This is a genomic window from Colwellia sp. SU-HH01172 (genome assembly GCF_057553355.1).
The window spans coordinates 198,961-223,713 of sequence record NZ_BAAJMB010000004.1; the positions used below are offsets into that span (position 1 = coordinate 198,961).

The 24,753-nt window shown below is 39.2% G+C and carries 24 protein-coding genes and 1 tRNA gene; 18 read left to right on the top strand and 7 right to left on the bottom strand.

The window, feature by feature from the left end:
- Nucleotides 1-527 precede the first annotated feature (527 nt).
- Nucleotides 528-1,034 (top strand): hypothetical protein, encoded by a 507-nt coding sequence (locus AC27JP_RS12315; RefSeq protein WP_487115486.1) that lies wholly within the window; start codon nt 528-530, stop codon nt 1,032-1,034.
- A gap of 80 nt (nt 1,035-1,114) precedes the next feature.
- Here AC27JP_RS12315 and AC27JP_RS12320 read toward each other — a convergent pair.
- Nucleotides 1,115-1,191 (bottom strand) — tRNA-Val (locus AC27JP_RS12320).
- A gap of 127 nt (nt 1,192-1,318) precedes the next feature.
- Entirely contained in the window at nt 1,319-2,650 is a 1,332-nt protein-coding gene (locus AC27JP_RS12325; protein WP_487115488.1) for an MATE family efflux transporter, read from the bottom strand.
- 105 nt (nt 2,651-2,755) lie between these two features.
- Between AC27JP_RS12325 and AC27JP_RS12330 the strand changes: the two genes are divergently transcribed.
- The gene (locus AC27JP_RS12330) at nt 2,756-3,391 is read left to right on the top strand and encodes a riboflavin synthase subunit alpha (RefSeq protein ID WP_487115490.1); all 636 of its coding nucleotides are present in this window, start codon (nt 2,756-2,758) and stop codon (nt 3,389-3,391) included.
- Between the two features lie 280 nt (nt 3,392-3,671).
- On the top strand, nt 3,672-4,175 hold the full coding sequence (locus AC27JP_RS12335) for a type II secretion system protein (protein WP_487115492.1): 504 nt from the start codon (nt 3,672-3,674) through the stop codon (nt 4,173-4,175).
- A gap of 60 nt (nt 4,176-4,235) precedes the next feature.
- Here AC27JP_RS12335 and AC27JP_RS12340 read toward each other — a convergent pair whose 3' ends face one another.
- From AC27JP_RS12340 to fdxA, 3 genes are all read right to left on the bottom strand, one after another.
- Nucleotides 4,236-4,442, bottom strand: coding sequence for a CPXCG motif-containing cysteine-rich protein (locus AC27JP_RS12340; protein ID WP_487115494.1), 207 nt, complete (start codon nt 4,440-4,442; stop codon nt 4,236-4,238).
- A 126-nt stretch (nt 4,443-4,568) separates the two neighbouring features.
- Nucleotides 4,569-5,435 (bottom strand): fructosamine kinase family protein, encoded by an 867-nt coding sequence (locus tag AC27JP_RS12345; RefSeq protein WP_487115496.1) that lies wholly within the window; start codon nt 5,433-5,435, stop codon nt 4,569-4,571.
- Nucleotides 5,436-5,562: 127 nt separating this feature from the next.
- Nucleotides 5,563-5,895, bottom strand: coding sequence for a ferredoxin FdxA (fdxA, locus tag AC27JP_RS12350; RefSeq protein WP_487115498.1), 333 nt, complete (start codon nt 5,893-5,895; stop codon nt 5,563-5,565).
- 156 nt (nt 5,896-6,051) lie between these two features.
- Here fdxA and AC27JP_RS12355 point away from each other — a divergent pair, with 156 nt between their 5' ends.
- Complete coding sequence (locus AC27JP_RS12355) at nt 6,052-7,698, top strand: NAD(P)/FAD-dependent oxidoreductase (RefSeq protein WP_487115972.1); 1,647 nt, start codon at nt 6,052-6,054, stop codon at nt 7,696-7,698.
- A gap of 90 nt (nt 7,699-7,788) precedes the next feature.
- On the opposite strand, the gene AC27JP_RS12360 is transcribed toward AC27JP_RS12355, so the two are convergent.
- Nucleotides 7,789-8,502: an START domain-containing protein gene (locus AC27JP_RS12360; RefSeq protein ID WP_487115500.1), complete on the bottom strand. Its 714-nt coding sequence runs from the start codon at nt 8,500-8,502 to the stop codon at nt 7,789-7,791.
- Nucleotides 8,503-8,731: 229 nt separating this feature from the next.
- Here AC27JP_RS12360 and thrS point away from each other — a divergent pair, with 229 nt between their 5' ends.
- The 13 genes from thrS to AC27JP_RS12425 all read left to right on the top strand — a co-directional run bounded on the left by thrS (nt 8,732) and on the right by AC27JP_RS12425 (nt 22,073).
- Nucleotides 8,732-10,642: a threonine--tRNA ligase gene (thrS, locus tag AC27JP_RS12365; RefSeq protein ID WP_487115502.1), complete on the top strand. Its 1,911-nt coding sequence runs from the start codon at nt 8,732-8,734 to the stop codon at nt 10,640-10,642.
- Between the two features lie 90 nt (nt 10,643-10,732).
- Entirely contained in the window at nt 10,733-11,287 is a 555-nt protein-coding gene (infC, locus tag AC27JP_RS12370) for a translation initiation factor IF-3 (protein WP_487115504.1), read from the top strand.
- Between the two features lie 194 nt (nt 11,288-11,481).
- A complete protein-coding gene (rpmI, locus tag AC27JP_RS12375; protein ID WP_487115506.1) occupies nt 11,482-11,676 on the top strand; it encodes a 50S ribosomal protein L35 in 195 nt (64 codons plus the stop codon).
- Nucleotides 11,677-11,691: 15 nt separating this feature from the next.
- Entirely contained in the window at nt 11,692-12,048 is a 357-nt protein-coding gene (gene rplT, locus AC27JP_RS12380) for a 50S ribosomal protein L20 (protein WP_077284679.1), read from the top strand.
- 194 nt (nt 12,049-12,242) lie between these two features.
- Entirely contained in the window at nt 12,243-13,346 is a 1,104-nt protein-coding gene (locus AC27JP_RS12385; protein WP_487115508.1) for a phosphoribosylaminoimidazolesuccinocarboxamide synthase, read from the top strand.
- 220 nt (nt 13,347-13,566) lie between these two features.
- Nucleotides 13,567-13,893: a PilZ domain-containing protein gene (locus tag AC27JP_RS12390; protein ID WP_487115510.1), complete on the top strand. Its 327-nt coding sequence runs from the start codon at nt 13,567-13,569 to the stop codon at nt 13,891-13,893.
- A gap of 62 nt (nt 13,894-13,955) precedes the next feature.
- A complete protein-coding gene (locus tag AC27JP_RS12395; RefSeq protein ID WP_487115512.1) occupies nt 13,956-14,390 on the top strand; it encodes a DUF4339 domain-containing protein in 435 nt (144 codons plus the stop codon).
- Between the two features lie 56 nt (nt 14,391-14,446).
- Entirely contained in the window at nt 14,447-15,742 is a 1,296-nt protein-coding gene (locus AC27JP_RS12400; RefSeq protein WP_487115514.1) for a hypothetical protein, read from the top strand.
- A gap of 552 nt (nt 15,743-16,294) precedes the next feature.
- Entirely contained in the window at nt 16,295-16,633 is a 339-nt protein-coding gene (gene glnK / locus AC27JP_RS12405; protein WP_487115516.1) for a P-II family nitrogen regulator, read from the top strand.
- Between the two features lie 60 nt (nt 16,634-16,693).
- Nucleotides 16,694-17,986, top strand: a complete 1,293-nt coding sequence (locus AC27JP_RS12410; RefSeq protein ID WP_487115517.1) for an ammonium transporter — start codon at nt 16,694-16,696, stop codon at nt 17,984-17,986.
- 385 nt (nt 17,987-18,371) lie between these two features.
- Entirely contained in the window at nt 18,372-19,352 is a 981-nt protein-coding gene (gene pheS / locus AC27JP_RS12415; protein WP_487115519.1) for a phenylalanine--tRNA ligase subunit alpha, read from the top strand.
- Nucleotides 19,353-19,364: 12 nt separating this feature from the next.
- The gene (gene pheT / locus AC27JP_RS12420; RefSeq protein ID WP_487115521.1) at nt 19,365-21,776 is read left to right on the top strand and encodes a phenylalanine--tRNA ligase subunit beta; all 2,412 of its coding nucleotides are present in this window, start codon (nt 19,365-19,367) and stop codon (nt 21,774-21,776) included.
- A gap of 3 nt (nt 21,777-21,779) precedes the next feature.
- Complete coding sequence (locus tag AC27JP_RS12425) at nt 21,780-22,073, top strand: integration host factor subunit alpha (protein ID WP_487115522.1); 294 nt, start codon at nt 21,780-21,782, stop codon at nt 22,071-22,073.
- 106 nt (nt 22,074-22,179) lie between these two features.
- Here AC27JP_RS12425 and AC27JP_RS12430 read toward each other — a convergent pair whose 3' ends face one another.
- Nucleotides 22,180-22,698, bottom strand: a complete 519-nt coding sequence (locus tag AC27JP_RS12430) for a DUF2937 family protein (RefSeq protein ID WP_487115524.1) — start codon at nt 22,696-22,698, stop codon at nt 22,180-22,182.
- A gap of 247 nt (nt 22,699-22,945) precedes the next feature.
- On the opposite strand from AC27JP_RS12430, the gene AC27JP_RS12435 reads away from it, so the two are divergent.
- Nucleotides 22,946-24,730, top strand: coding sequence for an ABCB family ABC transporter ATP-binding protein/permease (locus AC27JP_RS12435; RefSeq protein WP_487115526.1), 1,785 nt, complete (start codon nt 22,946-22,948; stop codon nt 24,728-24,730).
- Nucleotides 24,731-24,753: the final 23 nt, after the last annotated feature.

Consider the following 24,753-nt stretch of genomic DNA (forward strand, 5'->3'; position numbering starts at 1 on the left):
GGAATAAATTTATAAGAGGAGGTGAACGGTTTTCAGACAATGGAAAAATTGGCGGGGTGAAAGAGAACGTTGTTTCTATAATGACTCCTAGTTTATTTTTGTCTGTAGGTGGAACTACACATGATTATGCTTTAAGGGAGCATAATGGGAATGGGTGGTGACCCATAGAACTACTGGTGGAAGTCTAGTTAATTCATATATCAAACCAACTCCAATATATCAGAAAATATTGGATAACAATCCTGAGTACGTTGAAATAGTCTATATCATGAGAAGTTTACCTAAAGGTTAATGACAATTGCTTTATTGTCATATGCTTTGAATCATTACCCCCCGTTCTAGTAATACGGGGGGTAAAGTATTTCCTTAATAAGTTTTTTCTTCTGATTAGTATTTAAAGCGCTGCCTTGAATTAAGTAGGATAGTGTAATAAGTTATATGCTGGTTTTTCGAACAATTAAACTAAGGTAATTTAAACCGTCTGAGTCGTTTGTAGTACAGACATAAATTGAAAATGGAGAGTCAATATGTCAACTGAATCACTAGACGCCTCACGAGGCACAGCGTTATGGGCATTTAATCAATTTCGTCAAGATGCTTTAACCCAATTGCTTAATGATTTGCTTGCTGTCGAAAAGACAGGCATAACTGAAAATATATGCGAACAAGTACAAACTTCTTTAAAAGCTGTTTCTAATGAAGCTTCAGCTATTCCAGATGGTACGTTTTTTAGTCAGGCAATTTGGCAAGAAATTGATGATTTTAAAGATGTGTATATTAAGTGGAATGATGTTAACGGCTCAGAACCAGAGTCTATTAAAAAGAGAGATCAGGTTTTAAAGGCTTTAAGAAAGAAGCGTCACTCTATTGCTAGAAAGTCAAGAAAGCATCAACACGTACTTGCAACAGAACTTGATTTACAAGTTGTTGATAATATGTACACGGCTTTTAATAGCTTAGTTACCGCCGTTCCAGATTTATTTGCTAATTTGTCAAAAGCTGTTTTACGTTTTGAACAGAAAAGAAACGACTAATAATCTATTTGTTGGTGGACAAAAAGTGGTCGGTTAAGGTTGATTTGCACCGTAAGTTGTTGGGTAGTAAGGATAAAGTTTGGTACGTCCGAGTGAATTCGAATCACCGACCTCATCCATGTCAAGGATGCGCTCTAACCAACTGAGCTACGGACGTATACAAGTTGAAGGACTCAACGAGGCGCTATGTTAGCGATCTGTTTTAGCAAGTGCAAGTAGTTTTATATAAAACGCTATCTGTTTGCTGTTTAATTCAACAAACCGCGCTGTATTCAAACAAATTACTATGCATTTGCGGCTTGTTGGTCAAATCTATTCTGGATAATTTTAAGTCGCCATGCCAGTAATATTGCGGCAACTGTAAGGCCAGAAATAAAGCCTATCCAAAACCCGTGAGGCCCAGTGGCGGGTACTATCCAGTCAGTTAAGCCGAGAATTAAACCGAATGACAGTCCAACAATCCAATAGGAAAAAAAGGTAATATAAAGGATTGATTTTGTGTCTTTGTAACCGCGTAGCGCCCCTGCTGAAATAACTTGAATGGCATCAGAAAATTGAAATAGGGCAGCAAGTAACATTAAGCTTGCAGCAAGCTCTAACACCTCTGTGTCTATGGTATAAATAGCGGCAATTTGATGGCTAAACAATAATGTGCAAGCTGCAGTTGCCACGGCAATAATTAAACCGAGGATGACAGAATAACGGCACAGTTCTTTGGCTTTTTCTAAGTTTTTATTACCGACTTCAAAACCCACTTTAATAGTAACGGCCATAGCTAAACTCAGTGGCACCATAAAGACTAGGCCTGAAAAGTTAATGGCTATTTGGTGACTGGCAACAACCTTAGCACCAAACGGCGCAAGAATAATGGCAACGGCAGCAAATAAACTCACTTCAAATAGTAATGAGAAAGCAATGGGCATACCTAGCGCTAAAATGCCCTTAATTTCGTGCCAGTGTGGCCAATAAAACTTATTAAATAATGGTGCATGTTTTAAGTGTTTTGAAAAATAGGCATAGGTCAACATGCCTGCGAACATCACCCAGTAAACAATGGCGGTGGCAATACCACAACCGGCACCACCGAGAGCCGGAGCACCAAATTCTCCGTAGATAAAAATGTAATTAGCGGGAATGTTGATCAATAAACCTAATATACTGATGATCATGGTTGGTCGGGTATGCGACAAGCCTTCGGAATAATTACGTAATACCAAATAAAGGCAGTAACCTGGACCGCCCCAAACTATGTAGCCTAAGTAATCAAACATTAAACGCTTTAGCTCTGGCTCTAAGGAAATTGAGTCAATTAGCAGTGGCGTGGCAATATAGTAAAGTGCAATGATGATGACGGAGAAAAACACCGCTATCCAAGCAGTTTGATAACTGGCTTTGGCAACGTCGTCAAACTGCTTAGCCCCCGAGAGCTGTGAAATAATACTGGCAAGTGCCATTACTAAACCAGAAATAGTTAGGATAAGAGGTAACCAAACACTACTGGCGACGGCAACCGCAGCCATATCGGTTGCACTGACGCGTCCAGCCATTACGGTATCAGCAAAGCCCATTAAGTTTTGAATTAATTGTGCGATTAAAATTGGGTAGGCCAATTTCATTAAATTTTTGCTGTTGGAAAAAAAGCGATTAATGTTCATTTAGGTAATTATTTCGTTGCTTGTTATTTGTTAAGATAGAAAAATGTTTATTTATCTGGATGATATATGTTTACAGGTATAGTGCAATCACAAGCTGAAGTAATTGCGGTAATTCGTAAAAATAATGCCATAACCTTAAAGATTGTCGGAGCAGCTTCATTAATCAATAACCTTGAAGCGGGCGCAAGTGTGGCGATTAATGGTGTATGTTTAACAGCTGTCGAGTTTGGCCACTGCGATTTAATAAAGAACGGACAAAGTTTTATTACTTTTGATGTTATTGATGAAACGTTACGAGTGTCTAATCTCGCTACTGTTACTGAAGGTAGCAAAGTTAATGTTGAACGTTCGTTGAAAGTGGGTGATGAAATAGGCGGCCATATGCTCAGTGGTCATGTTCATACTCAAGCCGAAGTAACCGAAAGAAAAGATAGCATTGACAACTGCAGCTTAAGTTTTTCACTGGCGAGCCAGTATCAAAAATATATTTTTGCCAAGGGCTTTATCAGTATTAATGGTATTAGCTTAACCATAGGTGCCGATGTTGGAGAATGCTTTTCGGTGCACTTAATTCCTGAAACCTTAGCTCGAACCAATTTACAAAATATCCAAATAGGCGATAAAGTCAATATTGAGTTTGACCAACAAACCATGACTATTGTCGAAACCATTGAGCGAATGAATTTAACCTCAGTGAAATAAAAACACATCAAGCGCTTTTTATATTACATGCTTTGACTAGTGCGATAGGAATTTTAAGACATTTAATTACATAAATAATGACAATTGAAACTAAAGCGTAAATTGACTTTGCTAACTTGTAAAGAAGCTGTCAAACGAGTGTGTTAAATTGTTAACCTCACGAGTTATCAATGTTTGAGGGCTTTTTTAAGCGTTATAATCGTTACCATATTTAAAAGCACTCTGTTGTTCATCAGAGTTCTTTACATGACGATGTTGTTGGCTTAAAAGGTTATTCTTAATGTATAGAACAAAAGGTTTTACCCTCATTGAATTAGTGATTGTTATTGTTATTCTTGGTATTTTGGCAGCGACAGTTGCACCTAAGTTTATTAATCTGCAATCTGATGCAAAAACGGCGAGATTACAAGGCCTTAAAGGGGCAATAGAATCAGCGATTGATCTGGCCCATAGTAAGCTTATTGTTGATGGCTTTGAAAATGACGCATCGGTTATTTCTTTATCTGAGCCGAAGTTGAAAGAATGGTGTGATTTTTGTCTGTTCTATTACGGTTACCCAGGGAATATGCCGATTACTTGGACGCATTTGCTTGAAGAAGTAGGGCCGGGAACTGATATTGCGCTAGCAGGTGGTGTACCTGGATATGTCACCAGTGCCATTTTTGCTTTTAATGACAATGTTGATGGTGGTAATTCAATCATTGATCAGTCTTGTTATATTCGTTATACCCCACCAACCAGCACGACTGACTATGAAATAGAGTTAGTGCCGTGTGAAGATTAGTTAACTATTATTTAACCATTAACTTTAGGCATAATGTTGATTTTATTGCATAATGCCTAATTAAAAAACTTGTTCATCGTCACTATCAACAGCAAGTTGTATCTTTTGATTATATTCATCTACATGCAAATTTAAATGCATTTCCATACAACAAGCGGGGCATTCATCGTAGTAGTCTTGATCACCTTCACTGGCATCTAAAGTTACACGGATGTGGTGCCCGCAATGCGGACATTCGATACGTTGTTCTTTGATCTCATGGGGCATGATACCTCCTAGACGTCAACTGTGAAAACTCCTAACGTTTAGTATGGACAAATTTATCTAAAGTGCGAACTTTAAGAGTTTAAATTGCAGGATTTTATGTAACCAAGCACAACGAAAGTATGTTGATTAATGCAGCGCTAAAATTCGAGTTAAATTTGCTTTTGATTGCTCAATATAAACCCCGCCAAATAAATTGGCATGATTAAGAACATGATAGAAATTGTAAATTAATTTACGTTTATCATAGTTTTGTTCGACAGGGTAAGTCGCTTGATAACCTTGATAAAATTCATCAGGCATTTGGCCAAATAATTCCGTCATGGCCAAATCAACTTCACGATCGCCATAGTAGCTGGCGGGATCAAAGATAAAAACGCCTTTATCACTGAACCCTACATTGCCTTGCCAAAGGTCGCCATGCACCAAACAAGGTGTTGTGTAATGGTGTAGCAATGCGTCGTGGCAGACATTAACAATATGCTCAATGTTGCCTAGTTTTATTGATTTTTCTGCTAGCAATTGAAGTTGCCAGCCAATGCGCTGTTCAGAAAAAAATGTGCGCCAGTTACTTTGCCAATCATTGGGTTGCCGGGTTGTGCCAATGTAATTATCATGTTGCCAGCCAAACTGCCCGTGTGATGAACTTTGATGCATTGTCGCAAGCTGTTGACCAAAGTCATACCAACTATTGCTTGAAGCACTGTTGAAGGTAATATATTCCAACACTAAATAGCTTTTATCTAAAGTTGTTCCCGTTGTGACGACTTTAGGGCAAAGCAAACTGCCGAGTTTTGTGATTTGCGATAATGAGTAAGCCTCAGATTCAAATTGCTCTAGACGAGATTTATCGTTAATTTTTATGAAGTAATTGTGATGGTAGTCACTTAGCCAGTAACATAAGTTTATATCTCCCCCCGTTACTGCCTGTTTATGCTTAATTTCGAACGGCTCGCCTAAGACGTTCGTGATATTTTGTTCAATTGCTTGCCACATGATCATTTACCAAGCTAATAACAATTACTCATTATTATAGCTTAGGAAATATAAGACGCGTGTTTGGGACTTTGATAAAAGGCTGATTATTTTTTAAATAGAAGGTTTGCTTTGTATAAGGTGTTAACTATTCAATGTCTGTAATTAGGTGCACAATTTTATTCGGCACTCCATCCCATTTCTCAGCGTCTGCTGGGGCAGGAATAACCTCAGTAATTATTGGCCAGTTTTTTGATAATTCTGCATTAAGTTCAATAAAGTCTTTTTGATTTTCAGGCACATCATCTTCTTGAAAGATAGCTTCTGCAGGACACTCTATCGGGCATAAATCACAATCGATACACGATTCAGGGTTGATCACTAAAAAGTTCGGGCCTTGATGAAAGGCATCAGCAGGGCATACCGCGACACAGTCAGTATATTTACATTGAATACAATTATCAGTGACGACAAAAGCCATTTTACTTACCCTTGAAGGTTAATCTCTATCGAATGTGCGCATCATACCTTGCCGACAAACAAATTCAATTGTTGTTTTGCTTTGTATTTGGTATCGCTAGCACTATCAGGTAAAATGGCGCCAATTATTACCTTAGTACCGCTTTGGAAACACACTATGTTGCGTTTAACGAACGTTAAATTACCACTTGATCATCAACCAGAAGAGCTAGAACAGGCAATTCTTAAGCTATTACAAATTACTGCCGAGCAATTAACTAGTTTTTCAGTCTTTAAACGTGGGTACGACGCGCGTAAGAAAAGCAATATTATTTTAATGTACACCTTAGATGTTGATACTAGCTGTAATGAACAATTATTGCTTCAACATGCAAAAAATCAAAATATTAAAATCAGTCCTGATACAAGTTACAAATTTGTTGGTGAAGCACCAGAGAATATGACTGAGCGTCCAGTCGTTATTGGCATGGGGCCATGTGGCTTGTTTGCGGGTTTGATTTTGGCGCAAATGGGCTTTAAGCCGATTATTTTAGAACGTGGCAAGGAAGTACGTGAGCGCACCAAAGATACTTTTGGTTTTTGGCGTAAGAAAATATTAAATACTGAATCAAATGTTCAGTTTGGTGAAGGTGGAGCTGGCACATTCTCCGACGGTAAATTATACAGTCAAGTAAAAGACCCTAAGCATTACAGTCGTAAAGTATTGAATGAATTTGTTGATGCAGGCGCCCCTGAGGAAATTTTATATGTCAGTAAACCACACATCGGCACCTTTAAATTAGTGACTATGGTGGAGCAAATGCGTGCTGAAATAAACCGACTTGGCGGCGAAGTACGTTTTGAGCAGCGTGTTGAAGATATTCACTTTTCTTCTATTGCTAATGAAGAAGATAAAATGCAAGTTACCGGTTTAACCTTAGCCTCAGGTGAAGTCATTAAAACTAGCCATGTCGCTTTGGCGATTGGCCATAGTGCTCGCGATACCTTTGAAATGTTGCATGAAAAAGGCGTATTTATAAAAGCTAAGCCATTTTCTGTTGGTTTTAGAATTGAGCATGAGCAGTCAGTTATTGACGATGCTCGCTTTGGTAAAAATGCCGGTAATCCAATATTGGGCGCCGCAGACTACAAATTAGTTCATCATTGTAAAAATGGTCGTTCAGTTTATAGTTTTTGTATGTGTCCTGGCGGTACTGTGGTGGCTGCAGCGTCAGAAGAAGGGCGTTTAGTGACTAATGGCATGAGTCAATACTCACGTCATGAACGCAATGCCAATAGTGCTATTGTGGTTGGCATTTCTCCGGAAGATTACGATGAAAATGGCAGCAAAGACAATGTACTTGCGGGTATTGATTTTCAGCGTAAGCTTGAAGAAAAGGCCTTTAAACTCGGTGGTGAAAATTACGATGCCCCTGTGCAGTTGGTGGGTGATTTTTTAGCTGGGCGTAAAAGTGGCGAGCACGGCAGTGTTGAACCGTCATATAAACCGGGTGTTAAATACTGTGACTTAAGTGAGACCTTACCAGATTATGCTATCGAAGCTATCCGTGAAGCCTTGCCGGCCTTTGAGCGCAAAATCAAAGGTTTCTCTATGGCTGAAGCAACGCTAACTGCGGTTGAAACCCGGACCTCTTCACCGATTAATATTACCCGTGATAAAGAAACGTTTGAAAGTGTGAATACAAAAGGTTTATATCCTGCAGGTGAAGGGGCTGGCTATGCTGGCGGCATTTTATCGGCGGGTATCGATGGCATTAAAGTGGCCGAAGCAATCGCGCTATCAATGCTAAAAAATAGTAAGTAACACAGCATTAGGTATTATTTTGTTGTTATAGCCTTTTAGTTCTCTTTAAAAGGCTATGTTTATCTTCTCTTATTATGTCCATAACTTGATTTAGTGCCATTCTTTAATGTGACTTTTTTGCTGTTGTTGCCAGTCACTGCTCGGCAGCTGTTCTTGCAAGTTGTTTAAGGTTGTCCAAATGCCGTTCAGTGTCATGGGTTTGGTGAGCCATTGCGGAATATTGCCCTTAGGATCAACAATGAATTGGTAACTGATTTCAATTTGCTTCGCCGCGGTAGGGATGATTTTCCAGTGGGCGCTATGTACTTGCATTCTTACCGCTTTCTTATTTTTCGGAATAAAATCACTGGCATCAATAACGACTATTTCTAGTGATAAATCATCATTTTGCCAATAACGCGAATGTACTATCATTTCGCGAGCAGACACCGGCCATAAGCCATTAAAGTGTGTTATGAAGATATTTTCACTGACGGTAAATTGCTCAAGAATTTCTGCGGATTTTGCGTTATCTAACCAGTTTGGCATTTGTGCTAAATCCTCAATAAAGTAAATAAAGCCCGACAGCGTTGAAGTCAGCTTTGCCTCAGCCTTAATTTCAATTAGGCTTTTATGCTCACTAGGGCGATAACTGACTTTGAGTTGTTGGCTTTCACGCCAGATTTTCCATGGCTTGCTCTTAACATTACGCTCGGCTTCAGGCGGGTTTTGTGCGGCTAAACTAAATGCAGAATAAAAACTTAGTAAGACGCATAAAATAAGTGCCATTTTTGAAGTTATAATTTTTTTAGCTTGGCTGTTCAATATACTCGCCCCGTCCATTGCAAATGTTAGAGAATTGCCCTATATTCCCGTGCTTGGTTTACACAATTTTATTATTTTCATCTGATTGTGCCAATAACCACTTAATATAGTATCGAATTTAGCATTATATAGCGTCATAAATTGGTTAATAACTGATATCTCGTTATAAAAATTATTAATAACACTCAAGTGACACTTCGTATGTGCCACCACTGAACAAGGAATATACATGCCTGTAATTACTCTCCCTGACGGTAGTCAACGTTCTTTTGAACAAGCAGTTTCTGTAATGGATGTTGCCTTAGATATAGGGCCAGGTTTAGCGAAAGCGACCATTGCAGGTCGTATTGACGGCAATCTTGTTGATGCTTGTGAACTAATTACACAAGATGCCAAGCTGCAACTTATTACCAGTAAAGACGCGGAAGGGCTTGAAATTATTCGCCACTCATGTGCACATTTATTAGGCCACGCAATTAAGCAATTATGGCCAAATACTAAAATGGCTATTGGCCCGACAATCGAAAACGGTTTTTATTACGATGTTGATTTAGATGAGTCAATTACCGAAGACGATTTAGTCAAACTAGAAAAGCAAATGACTACGTTGGCACGCACAGGTTATCAAGTCATTAAGAAAACAGGTAGCTGGCAAGATGCTTATGATGCCTTTACTAAGCGCGGCGAAACTTACAAGTTAGAAATCCTTGATGAAAATATTGATAAGTCAGACACACCTGCGCTTTATCATCATCAAGAATACATTGATATGTGTCGTGGCCCACACGTGCCAAGCATGCGTCATTGTCACCATTTTAAATTAATGAAAGTTGCTGGTGCTTATTGGCGTGGTAATTCTGAAAACAAAATGCTGCAACGTATTTACGGCACAGCATGGGCTGATAAAAAGCAACTTAAAGCTTATATTCAGCGCTTAGCAGAAGCCGAAAAGCGCGATCATCGAAAAATTGGTAAAACTTTAGATTTATTCCATTGGCAAGAAGAAGCGCCGGGCATGGTGTTTTGGCACAACGATGGTTGGACAATTTACACTGAGTTAGAAAAATTTGTTCGTGAAAAATTACACGAATATGACTATGACGAAGTTAAAGCGCCAATGATGATGGATCGCAGCCTTTGGGAAAAATCAGGTCACTGGGACAAATATGCTGATGGCATGTTTACCACTGAATCTGAAAAGCGTGAATATGCGATTAAACCCATGAACTGCCCAGGACACGTGCAAATATTTAATCAAGGTTTGAAATCTTACCGTGATTTGCCTTTACGTATCGCTGAATTTGGTTGTTGTCACCGCAATGAACCTTCAGGCTCGTTACATGGCTTAATGCGGGTACGTGGTTTTACCCAAGATGATGCCCATATTTTCTGTATGGAGTCGCAAGTTCAAGCTGAAGTGACTAAATGTATTGAGATGGTTTATGACGTTTATGGCTCATTCGGCTTTGAAGATATTGTTGTTAAACTTTCTACTCGTCCTGAAAACCGTATTGGTAGTGATGAAATTTGGGATAAAGCGGAAGCCGGTTTAGCCCAAGCATTAACTGATGCAGATATTAAGTTTGAATATTTGCCGGGAGAAGGGGCTTTCTATGGTCCTAAAATTGAATTCACTTTGATGGATTGTTTAGGTCGAGCATGGCAATGTGGTACTGTGCAATTAGATTTTGCCTTGCCAGAGCGTTTAGGAGCAACTTACGTCGGTGAAGACAACGAACGTTACACGCCGGTGATGATCCATCGTGCTATTTTGGGCTCACTTGAACGTTTTATTGGTATTTTGATTGAAGAATACACAGGCAAATTCCCAACCTGGTTATCACCAATTCAAGCAACTGTGATGAATATTACCGACAAACAAGGTCAATATTGTGAAAAAGTTGTTAAAAAACTAAAAGAAAATGGATTTAGAGCGAAACTAGACTTGAGAAATGAGAAGATAGGCTTTAAAATCCGCGAGCATACTTTAAAGCGTGTTCCGTATTTGTTAGTTGTTGGCGATAAAGAAATGGAAGCTGGCGAAATTGCGATACGAACTCGAAGTGGTGAAGATTTAGGAACGATGTCGGTTGATGACTTTGTTGTTAAGTTATCGGATGAAGTGAAAGCTCGTCAATAACCATTAAATTAGAATAAACACGCAACATTATTATTTACCCCGAGTAAGAAAAATTTAAACTTACTTGGGAACAACGTTCTTTGGAGGAACATGGCTATTAAAGGTGGACAACGAGGCGGGCAAAAAGAGCCAGCACATCGTTTAAATGAGTTGATTACGGGCATTGCAGGTAACGAAGTTCGTTTGATTAAATATGACGGAGAGCCAGGTGGTATCGTCACATTAGATGAAGCAATGAATCAAGCTGAAGAAGCCGGTGTAGATCTTGTTGAAATCAGCCCAACAGCTAAACCTCCTGTTCTTCGCGTAATGGATTACGGTAAGTTTCTTTATGAGAAATCTAAAGAACAAAAAGAACAGCGTAAAAAGCAGAAACAAATACAGGTTAAGGAAATTAAATTCCGTCCTGGTACAGATGAAGGCGATTATCAAGTTAAATTACGTAACTTGAAACGCTTTTTAGACGGTGGCGATAAAGTTAAAGTAACTTTACGTTTCCGTGGTCGTGAAATGGCCCACCAAGAGCTCGGTTTAGAACTTCTGACTCGTGTTAAAAACGATTTAGCAGAACTAACAGTAGTAGAATTCTTCCCTCGTAGAGCGGAAGGAAGACAAATGGTGATGGTTTTAGCACCTAAAAAATAATCAATATTTGGTATATGCAAGTAATTAATGTTTTCGAATATTAATTCACCAGTATTGTTTTTAACGGGTAATTTTAGGCCTGCAAGTAAAATCTATAACTGTTTACAGTGAAAGGTTTTCGCCTAAGTTACTAAATTTCAATGGCAACATCTTAAATATGAAAATATTTACTATGTGAATGCGGAGTAATATTCATGCCTAAAATGAAAACTAACAGTGGTGCTGCAAAGCGCTTCAAAAAAACAGCTAATGGCTATAAGTTCAAACAAGCTGGTCTTCGTCATATCTTGACTAAGCGCCGTACTAAAGTAAAACGTCACCTTCGTGCTAAGTGCATGATTGCTGCGTCTGACATTAAGTCAGTTAAAAAACTTTTACGTCACGGTTAATAGGAGAGAAATAGAATGGCAAGAGTAAAACGTGGTGTACAAGCGCGTGCACGTCACAAGAAAGTTCTAAAGCAAGCTAAAGGTTACTACGGTGCTCGTAGTCGCGTTTATCGCGTTGCTTTCCAAGCTGTAACTAAAGCTGGCCAATACGCATACCGTGACCGTCGTCAACGTAAGCGTCAATTCCGTCAACTTTGGATTGCTCGTATTAACGCGGCAGCTCGTCAAAATGGTTTATCTTACAGCCGTTTCATTAATGGTCTTAAAAAGGCTTCTATTGAAATCGATCGTAAGATCCTAGCTGACATCGCAGTATACGATAAAGCAGCTTTCACATTCTTAGTTGAAAAAGCGCAGGCTTCTTTAGCATAAGTTTGAGATATTAGCTCTGAGATAAGGACGCCCTAGGCGTCCTTTTCTTTTTTTGGGAATTATAAACTTGACTAACAGGTCAAAAAAATCTTTCCCATTAAAATGAACTATTAGCTAAGCGGGTTTTTGAAGATGATAACTAAGCCTGTTTATTTAAAAGTTTACATTTAATTATAGGAATTAAAGGCCATATTATGAGTCTTGCTGATCACGTTTTAGCGGTAAACAATGATTTACCTATTCGCACTGATGTTCCAGTTCATAGTGGCAAAGTGCGCTCTGTATATTGGTTAACTGAATCGGACAGTCGTCGATTAATTGAAGAAAAGGGTTATGATGTTGCTGCAGACACACCATTAGCGATTATGGTGATCAGCGACAGAATTTCAGCCTTTGATTGCATTTGGTATGGTGAAGGTGGCATAAAAGGCGTACCTGGTAAGGGCGCAGCACTAAATGCTATTTCAAACCATTGGTTCAAATTATTTAAAGAGCAAGGCTTGGCGGATAGTCATATATTAGATATTCCACACCCATTTGTTTGGATTGTGCAAAAAGCCAAGCCGGTAATGATTGAAGCAATTTGCCGCCAATATATCACAGGTTCAATGTGGCGTTCATACACTAAAGGCGAACGTGATTTCTGTGGTATTGAATTACCCGAAGGTCTTACCAAAGATAGTAAATTATCGACCTTATTACAAACACCGTCAACTAAAGGTATTTTAGCAGGAATTCCAGGTGTGCCAGCGGTAGATGACGTCAATATTACCCGTCAAAATATCGAAGATAACTTTGCCGCGTTTAACTTCAAATCTATTGAAGACATCACATTATATGAAAAACTTTTAGAAGAAGGTTTTGACGTGATTTCTGGCGCGTTAGCAAAACTTGACCAAATTTTTGTCGATACCAAGTTTGAGTTTGGTTATGTTAAAGACCGTAAGGGTAACGATAAACTTATTTATATGGATGAAGTGGGTACGCCTGATTCATCACGTATTTGGGACGGAGAGCAGTATCGTGCTGGTAAAGTGGTAGAGAATTCGAAAGAAGGCTTTCGTCAGTTATTATTAAATCATTTTCCAGATGCTGATATTTTGTTAAATAAAGACCGTATGAACGAGCGTGAAGCACTTGCCCGTGATAATGAACTGCCGGCTTCAGTGCTTATGGCTGTTTCAGAAACTTATATTGCAATAGCAGAAAAAATCACTGGGGAAAAAATTGTTTTATCTGAAAATCCTAAGCAAGAAGTGATTAATATTTTACGCGACAAATACCAACTTATCGATTAATTACTTCGTTACCAGTTGCGCCAAAAGCTTCACCTAAGTGGAGCTTTTTTATGCCTAAAGGAAAGTAGAGGCGCAGTTGCAATGTTAAATTTCAATCAAAATATTGTAAAGAAACTTGACAGTTGTTGAAAAGGTTAGTTAAATGATGCGCTCAAATAATAAGGTGGTTGATTGGTATTTTTACAATTTAAACTACTAAAAAGAGGGAATTATGTAAACAATGGAAAGTATATTGCTAGAGTATTATGATAACGCGGATCTGTATGATTCTTACATGCCCTTTTTCAAACAAGGGGGCTTATTTTTTCGTACTGATGATAGCTATAATTTAGGCACGGAAATTAATCTTCACGTTAGTCTACCTGACTCACTAGAGTCAACCAGCGTTAAAGCGCAAGTAAGCTGGGTTACACCTCACAATGCACAAAATGGCAATGACGCGGGTATTGGCGTGGTATTTGTTGAAGATCTTGATAATTTGAGTCAACAAATTGAAGATGCCATTAAGCTGTTGATGAATTCCGACAAGCCAACGTTGTCAATGTGAATATGCTGATAAGTTTTACCGAAAGCTGGTAATGTATTTCAATAAATAATAAAGGTATCGTAATGGAAAAATGGTTTCTTCTCGATAATAGCAAAATAATTGGCCCGTTCGATGTAACTGAAGCACAGAAGTTAATCGTAACTAACCCAAACTTATATGCATGGCAGCCTTCATATTCGCATTGGACGCCAGTAAATCAAATTAGCCAGTTTACTGTAGCTGCCAAGGTGCCGTTGCCGCCAATTGACGTTCCTGAAGAGTTAATGGATGCTTTTGTTGAAGAAGAGCGTGAACTCATTGCTAAGCTTGATAATTTAGATGAACAACTATCGCCTCTGACAAGCGACATAGCTAAAGTATCTGCGGAGCTGAATCGCTACCAGCAACTAACGCATAGTTTAAATAATGAAATAAAAACGGTTATTGCCAATATTGAGCAACAATATGCGGCATTGCAGCAAAACCTTGTCAGTGCGACTAAGACTAAATTAACTTAAGACGTGAGTTTACTAACTTGTCCGATAATGTCATTTCAGTAGAAGAAGAACTAAATATGGATACATGGATTTTTTCAAAAAATGGCCAAGTCACTGAGCCATTAACTTTAGCAGCAGCAAAAGAATATGTTGTAGAAAATCAAGATGCGTATGGCTGGCAATCACATTACACCCAGTGGCTACCGGTAAACTCTATTAGTGAATTTTCAGCACTATTACCAGACAATAAGGCGATTGCTAAAATACCGCAAAAAATTATTGATGAATTTTTGTCAAAAGAACAAGCATTAGACAAGCGCTTTGATCAATTTAATCAAGAACTTATTACCGGTGATGCTGCTGCGAAGCAATTAGAGCAAGAGATAGCGACCTACAAGCAATTAACAGTTAATTTAAGTGATGAAGTAAAAAGTAATATTAATGAAATTGAGCAACAGTATCATGAGTTACAAAAGCAGCTAAATGATATTAAACAAGTCGTTGAAACATCACACCAAGGGCTAAGTGATATAGCGAGAGATTTTAATCATAAAGTTGCAGATAAACCTGTGCTTAAAAAGCCACTAGATGAAAAGCCAAGTCAAGCTGCCGCGTCAGAGGAAAATAAATCGACTTCGCAAGCAACTAAATTAGCAGAAAAAACACCGCAAAAAAAACCAACAGTTGCTAAGTTAGTGCCAACACAGGTATCTAAAGTAACGGCTAACGCTGAAGCAAATAATAGTTCTGAAACAAAATTAAAAGATCAGTCAGTGGCTAATACTGAAGTAGCATCGACAGCTTCGGTTGAACAAAGCGTTGAGAAGAAAGAGTTAGAGGCAAACGGTGGAGAAATTAAACCGAAAGTAGAAGGCTCGGCAGGATTAAAAGCCATTAGTACTCGCGCACCTAAACCAGTTGGTGCTAAAGTTATTAGTACTCGTTCTAACCAACCTACTAGTGCTAAGGTTATCAGTACCAGTGCTATTGCAAGTGACAAAGCTGAAGAGAAAGACCTTTCAGTTGCTAAACAGGAGCCTAAAGATACAACAGCAAAAGAGCAAGTTAGCGACCTAGCCATTCAAGAAAAATCAACTACGACAAAAGCAAGTAAACCGCAGAAAGCGAAGGGTGAAGAAGAAGGTGAGCATACTGATAATTTGCAGGCAAAGCTTGAATCAGGTGTGAAGAATATATTCAAATCTGTCTTCACTAAAGAAGAGCCGGTATCGACTAAAAGTATGTTTACAGAGTTAATCGAAAAAGATGCACAAAGTAGTGATGTAAAAGAAACTGAGGCTGAACCTGAGCCAGAGTTGGCTGTTGGTGATGATGACTCGACAAAAACGCGTCGCAGAAGAAGGCGCAGATAAGCTTGTTTTTCTACCAATCACTGAATAAGCTGTTATGCCGTAAATATTAAGTGATAACCAAGTTCTGTAGTCAGTAACTGCCCTAGATAGCCTCACAATAGTGAGGCTTTTTTATGTAAAAAATACTATGACGGTATCAATGGCATCAATGTTTTATTATTAATATTGTGATGCGATAACGCACATTAAACATCATAATAGAGATACCACTAGTACTGCCTGCCATTGTTTCAACTTTCCATGTTTTAAGTTCATTAACTCGGCATTTTTTGACCTTCAGTATTAAGGCAATGTGCTTTTATCCTTACCCCTTTTCCTTAATTCATCCAACTGCTCTTAACTGATGCAAATGCTTTTTAGTGCACCAAAACTGCTCTTAGTTGTATTTTTCGCGCACTAATTTGGTGCTTTTATTTCCTGTAGATTCAGTGTTTATATCTTAATCGATTGTTTTAATTGTCATTTTAACTATGGGTATAAATGGTGCTTAGTATCTCCTAAATAATAAATTTTAACAGCTAGTTAGCTAGTAGATGCACTAAAGGTGAGCGAATGAAATTAGTCACAGCGATTATAAAACCCTTCAAAATGGACGATGTACGAGAAGCGCTAAGTGAAATCGGTATTGATGGTATGACGGTTACCGAAGTAAAAGGTTTTGGCCGCCAAAAAGGCCATACCGAACTTTATCGTGGCGCAGAATACTCAGTCGACTTTTTACCAAAAATAAAGTTTGAAATTGCAGTGAAAGATGACTTTGCTGAGCGCGTTGTTGAAACCATCATCAATTCAGCCCAAACCGGAAAAATCGGTGACGGTAAAATATTTGTTACCAATATCGAAAGTGTTACCCGAATTAGAACGGGCGAAACCGATGATGAGGCTATTTAGTCATATCGAGCTTATATAGCTATTGCTAACAATACTAGAACAATCAATGTGGATGTAAGAATGAAAAAAATAATAATCACACTATGCGCTTTAGCATTTTCGTTACCAACTTTTGCGGTGGAGCCAGCACTTAATGGCGCTAATACCGCGTGGATTTTAACATCTACAGCATTAGTTTTATTGATGACCTTACCAGGTTTGGCCTTGTTCTATGGTGGTTTGGTTCGCCGCAAGAATATTCTTTCAATACTGATGCAGTGTTTTGCTATTGCTGGTGTCTCGTCTATTTTGTGGTTTCTTGTTGGTTATAGTTTGGCTTTTGGTGAAGGCAATGCATGGCTAGGCGACTTTAGCAAAGTCATGATGGTAGGCGTTACTAAAGAAGCGCTCTCAGGTGATATTCCTGAAAGCTTATTTATGTTATTTCAGATGACTTTTGCCGTGATAACCCCAGCCTTAATTATTGGCGCCTATGCTGAACGGATGAAGTTTTCTGCGGTACTTATTTTTTCAGGGTTATGGTTGTTAGTGGTTTACGCGCCAGTTACGCATTGGGTTTGGGGCGGCGGTTGGCTTGCACAAATGGGGGTTTATGATTTTGCTGGCGGTATTGTTGTTCACATTACAGCAGGAGTTGCGGCCTTAGTTGCGGCAGTGGTATTGGGTCCGCGTCACGGTTTTCCAAGAACGCCAATGTTACCGCACAATCTGACTATGACAGTGACTGGTGCTGGTATGTTATGGGTTGGTTGGTTTGGTTTTAATGGAGGTAGTGCGTTAGCCGCCAACGGTGATGCATCAATGGCGATGTTAGTGACACATTTATCTGCATCGGCAGGGGCACTAACGTGGGCAGCAATCGAGTGGAAGAAATTTGGCAAAGCCAGTGTTTTAGGCGCAGTTACCGGTATGGTTGCAGGCCTTGGTACTATTACACCAGCATCAGGGTTTGTTGGACCTGGTGGCGCGTTAGTTATTGGTATTGCCGCTGGTATTATCTGTTTTTATTCGACGGTTTATATCAAGCAGAAACTAAAAATTGATGATTCTTTAGATGTATTTCCAGTCCATGGTGTTGGTGGCATTTTAGGCACCTTGCTTGCTGGTGTCTTTGCTTCAACTGAACTTGGTGCCTTTAGCGGTTATGGTTATGCTGAAGGTATTAGCACTATGCTAGGGCAGGTTAGCGTGCAACTTATCGGCATTGGTTCAACTATAGTTTATACCGCGATTGTTTCTTATTTGTTGTTTAAGTTAGTAGCATTGATGACCAAAGGTTTACGAGTATCAAAAGATCAAGAAACGACTGGTCTTGATTTAATCGAGCATGATGAGTCGGGCTATAACCTTTAACTTGTGCCGCTTGAAATTGCTGGTAATAAAAGGCTTCATTTATTGGAGCCTTTTATATTTAAGAGTGTTATGCCTGTTTGAATAGGAAATAATAGTGATCGGCAAGATTGCGAAATTCTATATTAAATTGTCAGTTACTTTAGCTTTCAAAAGGTCATTATTTCAAGATCCACTGGTTTTATAAAAATAAACATTAGTTAACACTGACTTTTTGTTGAAAAACGTAGATTTACTCTACTTTCTCGACAATTTTTTGTGTAAAATCATTCACCATTTTATTAATCGAAAAAGTCTAGCTAAAGGTCGAATTGGCGACCGATGTTAATGCCCTGTATTTTAAACATAATTTTAATATGGGCGCTTTAAACACGCTTTAGAGGAACTCATGAATTTAGACGATATTATATTGCAGGCAGAACAAGCCATTGCGGCGGCAACTGATCCTGCTGAACTTGACCAAGTTCGCGTTAACTTTTTAGGGAAGAAAGGTTTGTTCACGGAACAAATGAAAGGCCTAAGTAAGTTACCAAAAGAAGAAAAGCCCAAAGCGGGTCAAGTGATTAACATCGCTAAACAAAAAGTACAAAAGTTATTGACTGAGCGTGGGGAATTATTACGCGCTGAAGTAATCAAGCAACAACTTGCCGCGGAATCTATCGACGTAACCTTACCGGGTCGTGGTGATGAACTAGGTGGACTGCACCCAGTGACTCGCACCATTGAACGTATTGAAAGCTTTTTCGGCGATTTAGGCTTCTCAGTTAAACAAGGGCCAGAAGTTGAAGATGACTTTCATAACTTTGATGCCTTGAATATTCCCGAGCATCATCCTGCACGCCAAGATCACGATACATTTTACTTTAATCCGAAATTAGTATTACGTACGCAAACTTCTGGTGTGCAAATTCGCACCATGGAAAAAGAACAACCGCCATTGCGTATTATCTCTCCGGGTAAAGTATACCGTAATGATTATGATCAAACCCATACGCCGATGTTCCATCAAGTAGAAGGCTTAATGGTTGATAAAGATGTTAGCTTTACGCATCTAAAAGGTGTGTTACATGACTTTTTACATCACTTTTTTGAAGAAGAAGTTGAAATACGCTTTCGCCCCTCTTATTTCCCGTTTACAGAGCCATCAGCAGAAGTTGATATTATGGGCAAAAATGGTAAATGGCTAGAAGTACTAGGTTGTGGCATGGTACATCCAAATGTTTTACGTAGTGTCGGCATTGACCCAGAAGTTTATACCGGCTTTGCCTTTGGTATGGGGGTTGAACGCTTAACCATGTTACGTTACGGCGTAAATGACTTACGTTCATTCTTTGAAAATGATCTTCGCTTCTTAAAACAGTTCAAGTAGGAAAGCCATATAATGAAATTTAGTGAATCTTGGTTACGTGAGTGGGTTAACCCTACTATTTCTTCTGATGACTTAGCGCATCAAATTACCATGGCTGGCCTAGAAGTTGATGCAGTAGAGCCTGTTGCTGGTGAATTTACCGGAGTACTAATTGGTGAAGTGGTTGAGTGTGGCCCACACCCTGATGCAGATAAACTGCAAGTAACAAAAATAAATTTAGGTCCAGACTTTAACGATGGTGAGTTAGTCGACATTGTTTGTGGTGCTAAAAACTGTCGTTTAGGGCTAAAAGTTGCGGTTGCAACCGTTGGTGCCGTGCTGCCGGGTAACTTCAAAATTAAAAAAGCTAAGCTTCGCGGTGTGCCTTCACACGGTATGTTATGTAGCGAATCTGAAATTGGCTTAGCAGAAAGTGCTGATGGCATTATGGAATTAGCAAGCGATGCACCACTAGGCATGTGTGTTCGTGAATATTTAGATTTAAACGATGTTACCATTGATGTTGATTTAACCGCTAACCGTGGTGACTGTTTAGGCCTTAAAGGTTTAGCACGTGAAGTTGGCGTATTAAATAGCTTAAGTGTTACTGAACCGACAATTACCGCTGTAGCGCCAACCATTGATGATACAGTTGCTATTACTTTGTCAGCTGAAAAGGCATGTCCTCGTTATTTAGGCCGTGTGATCAAAAATATTGATGTAAATGCCCAAACGCCGTTATGGATGGTAGAAAAACTGCGTCGTTGCGGTACACGCTCAATCGACCCAGTAGTTGATGTCACTAACTATGTGTTGTTAGAGCAAGGTCACCCAATGCATGCTTTTGATCTAGCTGCAATTGAAGGTGGTATTAATGTACGTTACGCCACCGAAGCTGAAAAGTTAGTGTTACTTGATGAAAATGAAGTAACACTTTCAACAGAGACTTTAGTGATTGCTGATGATGCAAAAGCTCTGGCGATGGCGGGTATTTTTGGCGGCTTAACATCTGGTGTTACCCGTGAATCGAAAGATATTTTCTTAGAAAGTGCATTCTTCGCACCGTTAGCTATTTTAGGTAAAGCGCGTCAATACGGCTTACATACTGATGCTTCGCATCGTTATGAGCGTGGTATTGACCCGCAATTGCAACGTGATGCTATGGAACGTGCAACTGAGTTGTTGCTTGATATTGTTGGCGGTGAAGCGGGACCTATTGTTGAAGCGGTATCTGAAGACAATATTCCAGCAGAAAAAACAGTGACATTGCGCCGTGTAAAATTAGATGGTCGTATTGGTCATCATATTGAAGATGCTAAAGTTACTGAAATTTTAAGTCGGTTAGGCTTTAGTGTTGCTGAAAGCGGCGAAAATGAAGCTAGAGTTTGGACTGTTATTGTTCCTGCCTATCGTTTCGATATTAGTATTGAAGTTGATTTAATTGAAGAAGTTGCCCGTATTTTTGGTTACAACAATATTCCCAACGTTTCTCCTAAAGCCACATTAGCAATGCGTGAGCAAAAAGAAGCGAGATTAACGGTTGGCAAGTTACGCAATGTTCTAGTAAATCGCGGTTATCAAGAAGCGATTACCTATAGTTTTGTTGACCCTAAAATACAAACACAGCTTCACCCTGGTCAAGCAACCATGACCTTGCCACACCCAATTTCCAGCGAAATGTCTGAAATGCGCGTGAGTTTATGGACAGGGTTGTTGCAATCAGTGGTGTATAACCAAAATCGTCAGCAAGGGCGGGTGCGTTTATTTGAAACGGGTTTACGTTTTATTCCTGATGAAAGTGCTGAAAATGGTGTTCGTCAAGAAAATATGATTGCTGGTGTGCTTAGTGGTCAACGAAGTGAAGAACATTGGGGTATTGAAAAAGCCGCAACAGACTTCTATGACATCAAAGCAGATGTTGAAGCATTATTAAGTTTAACCAATAACCTAAGTGCTTATCAGTTTTCAAAAGCTGAAATTGATGCTCTTCACCCTGGGCAAACGGCTGCTATTCATAACAATGGTGTATTAGTCGGGCACATTGGTACCTTACATCCTGAATTAGAACGAAAATTAGGACTTAATGGTCGCACTTTAGTTTTTGAGCTTTTATTGAGCGAAGTTTGTACGCAGAATATCCCGCAAGCGCGCGATATATCTCGCTTTCCGGCAAATAGACGCGACATAGCGGTTGTTGTTGAAGATCAAGTTAGTGCAAATAATGTACTACAACTTATTGAAAAGGTTGGCGGAAATTATTTAGTTGATCTAAACTTGTTCGATGTATACCGAGGTAATGGTATTGAATCTGGTTTTAAGAGCTTAGCAATTGCCATGACATTGCAAGATAACGATAAAACCCTAGAAGAAAAGGATATCACTGACGTAGTTGATCGAGTGGTCGACACCTTGAAAACTGAACTAAATGCATCTCTGAGGGATTAAAAAATGGCGCTAACTAAAGCAGAAGTAGCAGAACATTTATTTGAAAAAGTTGGGCTGAGCAAGCGCGACGCAAAAGACATGGTTGAAGTATTTTTCGAAGAAATTCGTGAAACACTTGAGTCAGGCGAACAGGTTAAATTGTCTGGCTTTGGCAACTTTGATCTTCGTGTAAAAAGCGAACGTCCTGGACGTAATCCAAAAACCGGTGAAGATATTCCAATTTCAGCACGTAAAGTGGTAACCTTCCGCCCAGGTCAAAAACTTAAGAGTCGCGTCGAAGACGGCAACGGCGAATAAGTCAGCAAGTCAGTTTTGCATTTGTGTGATATGGAAAAGGTTGCTTAGGCAGCCTTTTTTCGTTTTTATTTAATGCTTACTTGTTGATGGCAACACGACACGGCGATTAAATTGTTTCCGCAGGCTTAGTTTTAAACGGCAATTTAACGGCGACTAGGATTAACTCTTTTATGATTAAAGCGCCAATGGCAAAGCTTGCCCCTGTTGCAATAGCGTGCAGTTCCAACGGGATTGCCATGGAAAAGTCTTCAGCCGTGCCTGCGGCAATTTGTCGGTCTAAATGCCAGATAAATTGGTAAATACTGCTTAAATAATCACTGGCAGTAATTTCTTCAAGATGAGATTTTAGGTACTGAACCCTTACTGACAAGCGTTCTATCAATTCACCTGTGCTGACAATAGCTGCTTCGCTATTATTTTTGTAGCGCGTGATCATTGTTATTAAGTTGCCGTCAAAATGTTGCTGAGCAATGGTTTCGAATTGTTCAAGCTGCAGCTGTGCTTCATTTAAATGACCGGCAAGGCGTTGCTGGTATTGTTGCATAAACTCAGGCAGTTGCACGCCTAGGATGAAAGTGACGGTGAAGAAACAGCGGTCAAGAATATTATTAATTAAAGCAAGCATAAGACCTTTTTAAGTAGGCGTCGTTAAACGTTAAGCCAGTTTGAACTTCACGTTAGCATACTTAGAATGAATATCCCATATTCACAATAAAGCTAAAACGAGAGAGAAATTGTCAATATCACCTCAGTGCAGTTTTAAGCTTTAAAGATCAACAGTGTTGAGTAATTAGTGCTAAGATAGTGTTCTTAACCTAAGCGGTAATCATCGCTGTATTCGCAATTTAATTAGTTGGAATTTATCAACCGCTATGCGCAGACCTATGCAATCGGAGCAAGAAGTAACCACCTTTAATTGGCGTGTTGTTAAGTTACTTTTACCGTATTTATTTGAATTTAAAGCCCGTATTTTACTGGCCCTCGTTTGTTTAATATTGACCAAAGTGGCGAGTGTTTATTTACCTTTTATTTTAAAAGATATTGTTGATATTTTAGATAAACAACAAGAGAATCGTGTTTACATTGTGCCCTTTGCCTTAGTTGGCGCTTATGGGCTAGTACGCCTTACTATTGTCTTATTTGCAGAAATTAGGGATACCTTATTCGGTCGCGTCACGGAACGAGCTATACGCCGTATTGGCTTAAAAGTCTTCCAACATTTACATAAGTTAGATTTAGACTTTCATTTAAATCGCCAAACCGGCGGTTTATCACGAGATATTGATCGTGGCACGTCAGGTATTAGCTTTTTAATGCGTTTTATGATTTTTAATATTATTCCAACCTTAATTGAAATTGTTATGGTGGTGAGTATTTTACTGATTAATTACGGTATTTGGTTTGCGTTAATTACCAGCATGTCAATCGCTCTATATGTTGGTTATTCCGTTTTCGCTACTGATTGGCGTACTCGTTTTATTCGTGCGGCAAATAAAGCTGATTCATCAAGTAATACCCGCGCCATAGACAGCTTATTGAATTACGAAACGGTTAAATATTTCACCAACGAGGAATACGAAGCGAAAGCTTACGATAAGCAATTAGCGAGTTGGGAAACGGCCAAAATGCAAAATCGTTTATCGTTATTTGCGCTAAATGGCGGCCAAGCCTTTATTATTTCTTGCTCCATGACGGCAATGTTAGCGCTTGCGGCATATCAGGTAACGCATCAGAAAATGACATTAGGTGATTTTGTCTTAATTAATGCTTTTATGATGCAGTTATTTATTCCGTTGAACTTTTTAGGTTTTGTTTATCGCGAAATAAAGGGCTCACTTGCCAACATTGAGCATATGTTTGAGCTGATGTTAAAAAAGCCAAAAGTTGAAGATACTGAGAATGCCGCGGTGTTGGCATTGTCGCAGGCGGAAATAACCTTTGAAAATGTTGCTTTTGCATATGATGCCAAACGGCCAATCATTAAAAACTTATCATTTACTATTAAGTCGGGACAAAAAGTCGCTGTGGTCGGTGAAAGTGGCTCAGGTAAATCTACCTTAGTTAAACTACTGTTTCGATTTTATGACTGTGATAGTGGCCTTATTCGTATTGATGGGCAAAACATTCGTCACGTTAGCCAACATTCATTAAGAAAAAATATTGGCATAGTGCCGCAAGATACCGTGTTATTTAATGACACCTTATTTGCCAATGTTCATTATGGTGAGCCTAATGCTGACAAAGGCTCGGTAAATAATGCCTTTGAAATGGCGCATTTATCAGACTTTGTTGCACGGTTGCCTGAAGGAGTTGAGACTATTGTTGGTGAACGAGGCTTAAAGCTTTCGGGCGGAGAAAAGCAACGAGTTGCTATTGCTAGAACGATATTAAAGAATCCTCGTATTTTAGTGTTTGATGAAGCGACATCTTCGCTGGATAGTCAGTCAGAGCAAGCGATTCTGACTGCCATTAAAGAAGTGGCCGAACATAGAACCAGCTTAGTGATTGCTCATCGCTTATCAACCATTGTTGATGCCGACAATATTATTGTCATGCAGCAAGGTGAAATTATTGAGCAGGGGACACATCAAGCGTTATTGAATATGCAAGGTCACTATCATGCGATGTGGCAGCTTCAGCAAAGTAGCAACCAATAACCTCCATTTTTAAGTTTGCAGTT

Coding starts and splice junctions, on each gene's coding strand:
- AC27JP_RS12430 (WP_487115524.1), bottom strand. CDS start 22,698: ATGCTTGCTTTAATTAATAATATTCTTGACCGCTGTTTCTTCACCGTC.
- rpmI (WP_487115506.1), top strand. CDS start 11,482: ATGCCTAAAATGAAAACTAACAGTGGTGCTGCAAAGCGCTTCAAAAAA.
- AC27JP_RS12355 (WP_487115972.1), top strand. CDS start 6,052: ATGTTGCGTTTAACGAACGTTAAATTACCACTTGATCATCAACCAGAA.
- thrS (WP_487115502.1), top strand. CDS start 8,732: ATGCCTGTAATTACTCTCCCTGACGGTAGTCAACGTTCTTTTGAACAA.
- pheT (WP_487115521.1), top strand. CDS start 19,365: ATGAAATTTAGTGAATCTTGGTTACGTGAGTGGGTTAACCCTACTATT.
- fdxA (WP_487115498.1), bottom strand. CDS start 5,895: ATGGCTTTTGTCGTCACTGATAATTGTATTCAATGTAAATATACTGAC.
- AC27JP_RS12315 (WP_487115486.1), top strand. CDS start 528: ATGTCAACTGAATCACTAGACGCCTCACGAGGCACAGCGTTATGGGCA.
- AC27JP_RS12400 (WP_487115514.1), top strand. CDS start 14,447: ATGGATACATGGATTTTTTCAAAAAATGGCCAAGTCACTGAGCCATTA.
- AC27JP_RS12395 (WP_487115512.1), top strand. CDS start 13,956: ATGGAAAAATGGTTTCTTCTCGATAATAGCAAAATAATTGGCCCGTTC.
- AC27JP_RS12340 (WP_487115494.1), bottom strand. CDS start 4,442: ATGCCCCATGAGATCAAAGAACAACGTATCGAATGTCCGCATTGCGGG.
- AC27JP_RS12335 (WP_487115492.1), top strand. CDS start 3,672: ATGTATAGAACAAAAGGTTTTACCCTCATTGAATTAGTGATTGTTATT.
- AC27JP_RS12435 (WP_487115526.1), top strand. CDS start 22,946: ATGCGCAGACCTATGCAATCGGAGCAAGAAGTAACCACCTTTAATTGG.
- AC27JP_RS12385 (WP_487115508.1), top strand. CDS start 12,243: ATGAGTCTTGCTGATCACGTTTTAGCGGTAAACAATGATTTACCTATT.
- AC27JP_RS12345 (WP_487115496.1), bottom strand. CDS start 5,435: ATGTGGCAAGCAATTGAACAAAATATCACGAACGTCTTAGGCGAGCCG.
- infC (WP_487115504.1), top strand. CDS start 10,733: ATGGCTATTAAAGGTGGACAACGAGGCGGGCAAAAAGAGCCAGCACAT.
- AC27JP_RS12425 (WP_487115522.1), top strand. CDS start 21,780: ATGGCGCTAACTAAAGCAGAAGTAGCAGAACATTTATTTGAAAAAGTT.
- AC27JP_RS12390 (WP_487115510.1), top strand. CDS start 13,567: ATGGAAAGTATATTGCTAGAGTATTATGATAACGCGGATCTGTATGAT.
- AC27JP_RS12330 (WP_487115490.1), top strand. CDS start 2,756: ATGTTTACAGGTATAGTGCAATCACAAGCTGAAGTAATTGCGGTAATT.
- rplT (WP_077284679.1), top strand. CDS start 11,692: ATGGCAAGAGTAAAACGTGGTGTACAAGCGCGTGCACGTCACAAGAAA.
- pheS (WP_487115519.1), top strand. CDS start 18,372: ATGAATTTAGACGATATTATATTGCAGGCAGAACAAGCCATTGCGGCG.
- glnK (WP_487115516.1), top strand. CDS start 16,295: ATGAAATTAGTCACAGCGATTATAAAACCCTTCAAAATGGACGATGTA.
- AC27JP_RS12325 (WP_487115488.1), bottom strand. CDS start 2,650: ATGAAATTGGCCTACCCAATTTTAATCGCACAATTAATTCAAAACTTA.
- AC27JP_RS12410 (WP_487115517.1), top strand. CDS start 16,694: ATGAAAAAAATAATAATCACACTATGCGCTTTAGCATTTTCGTTACCA.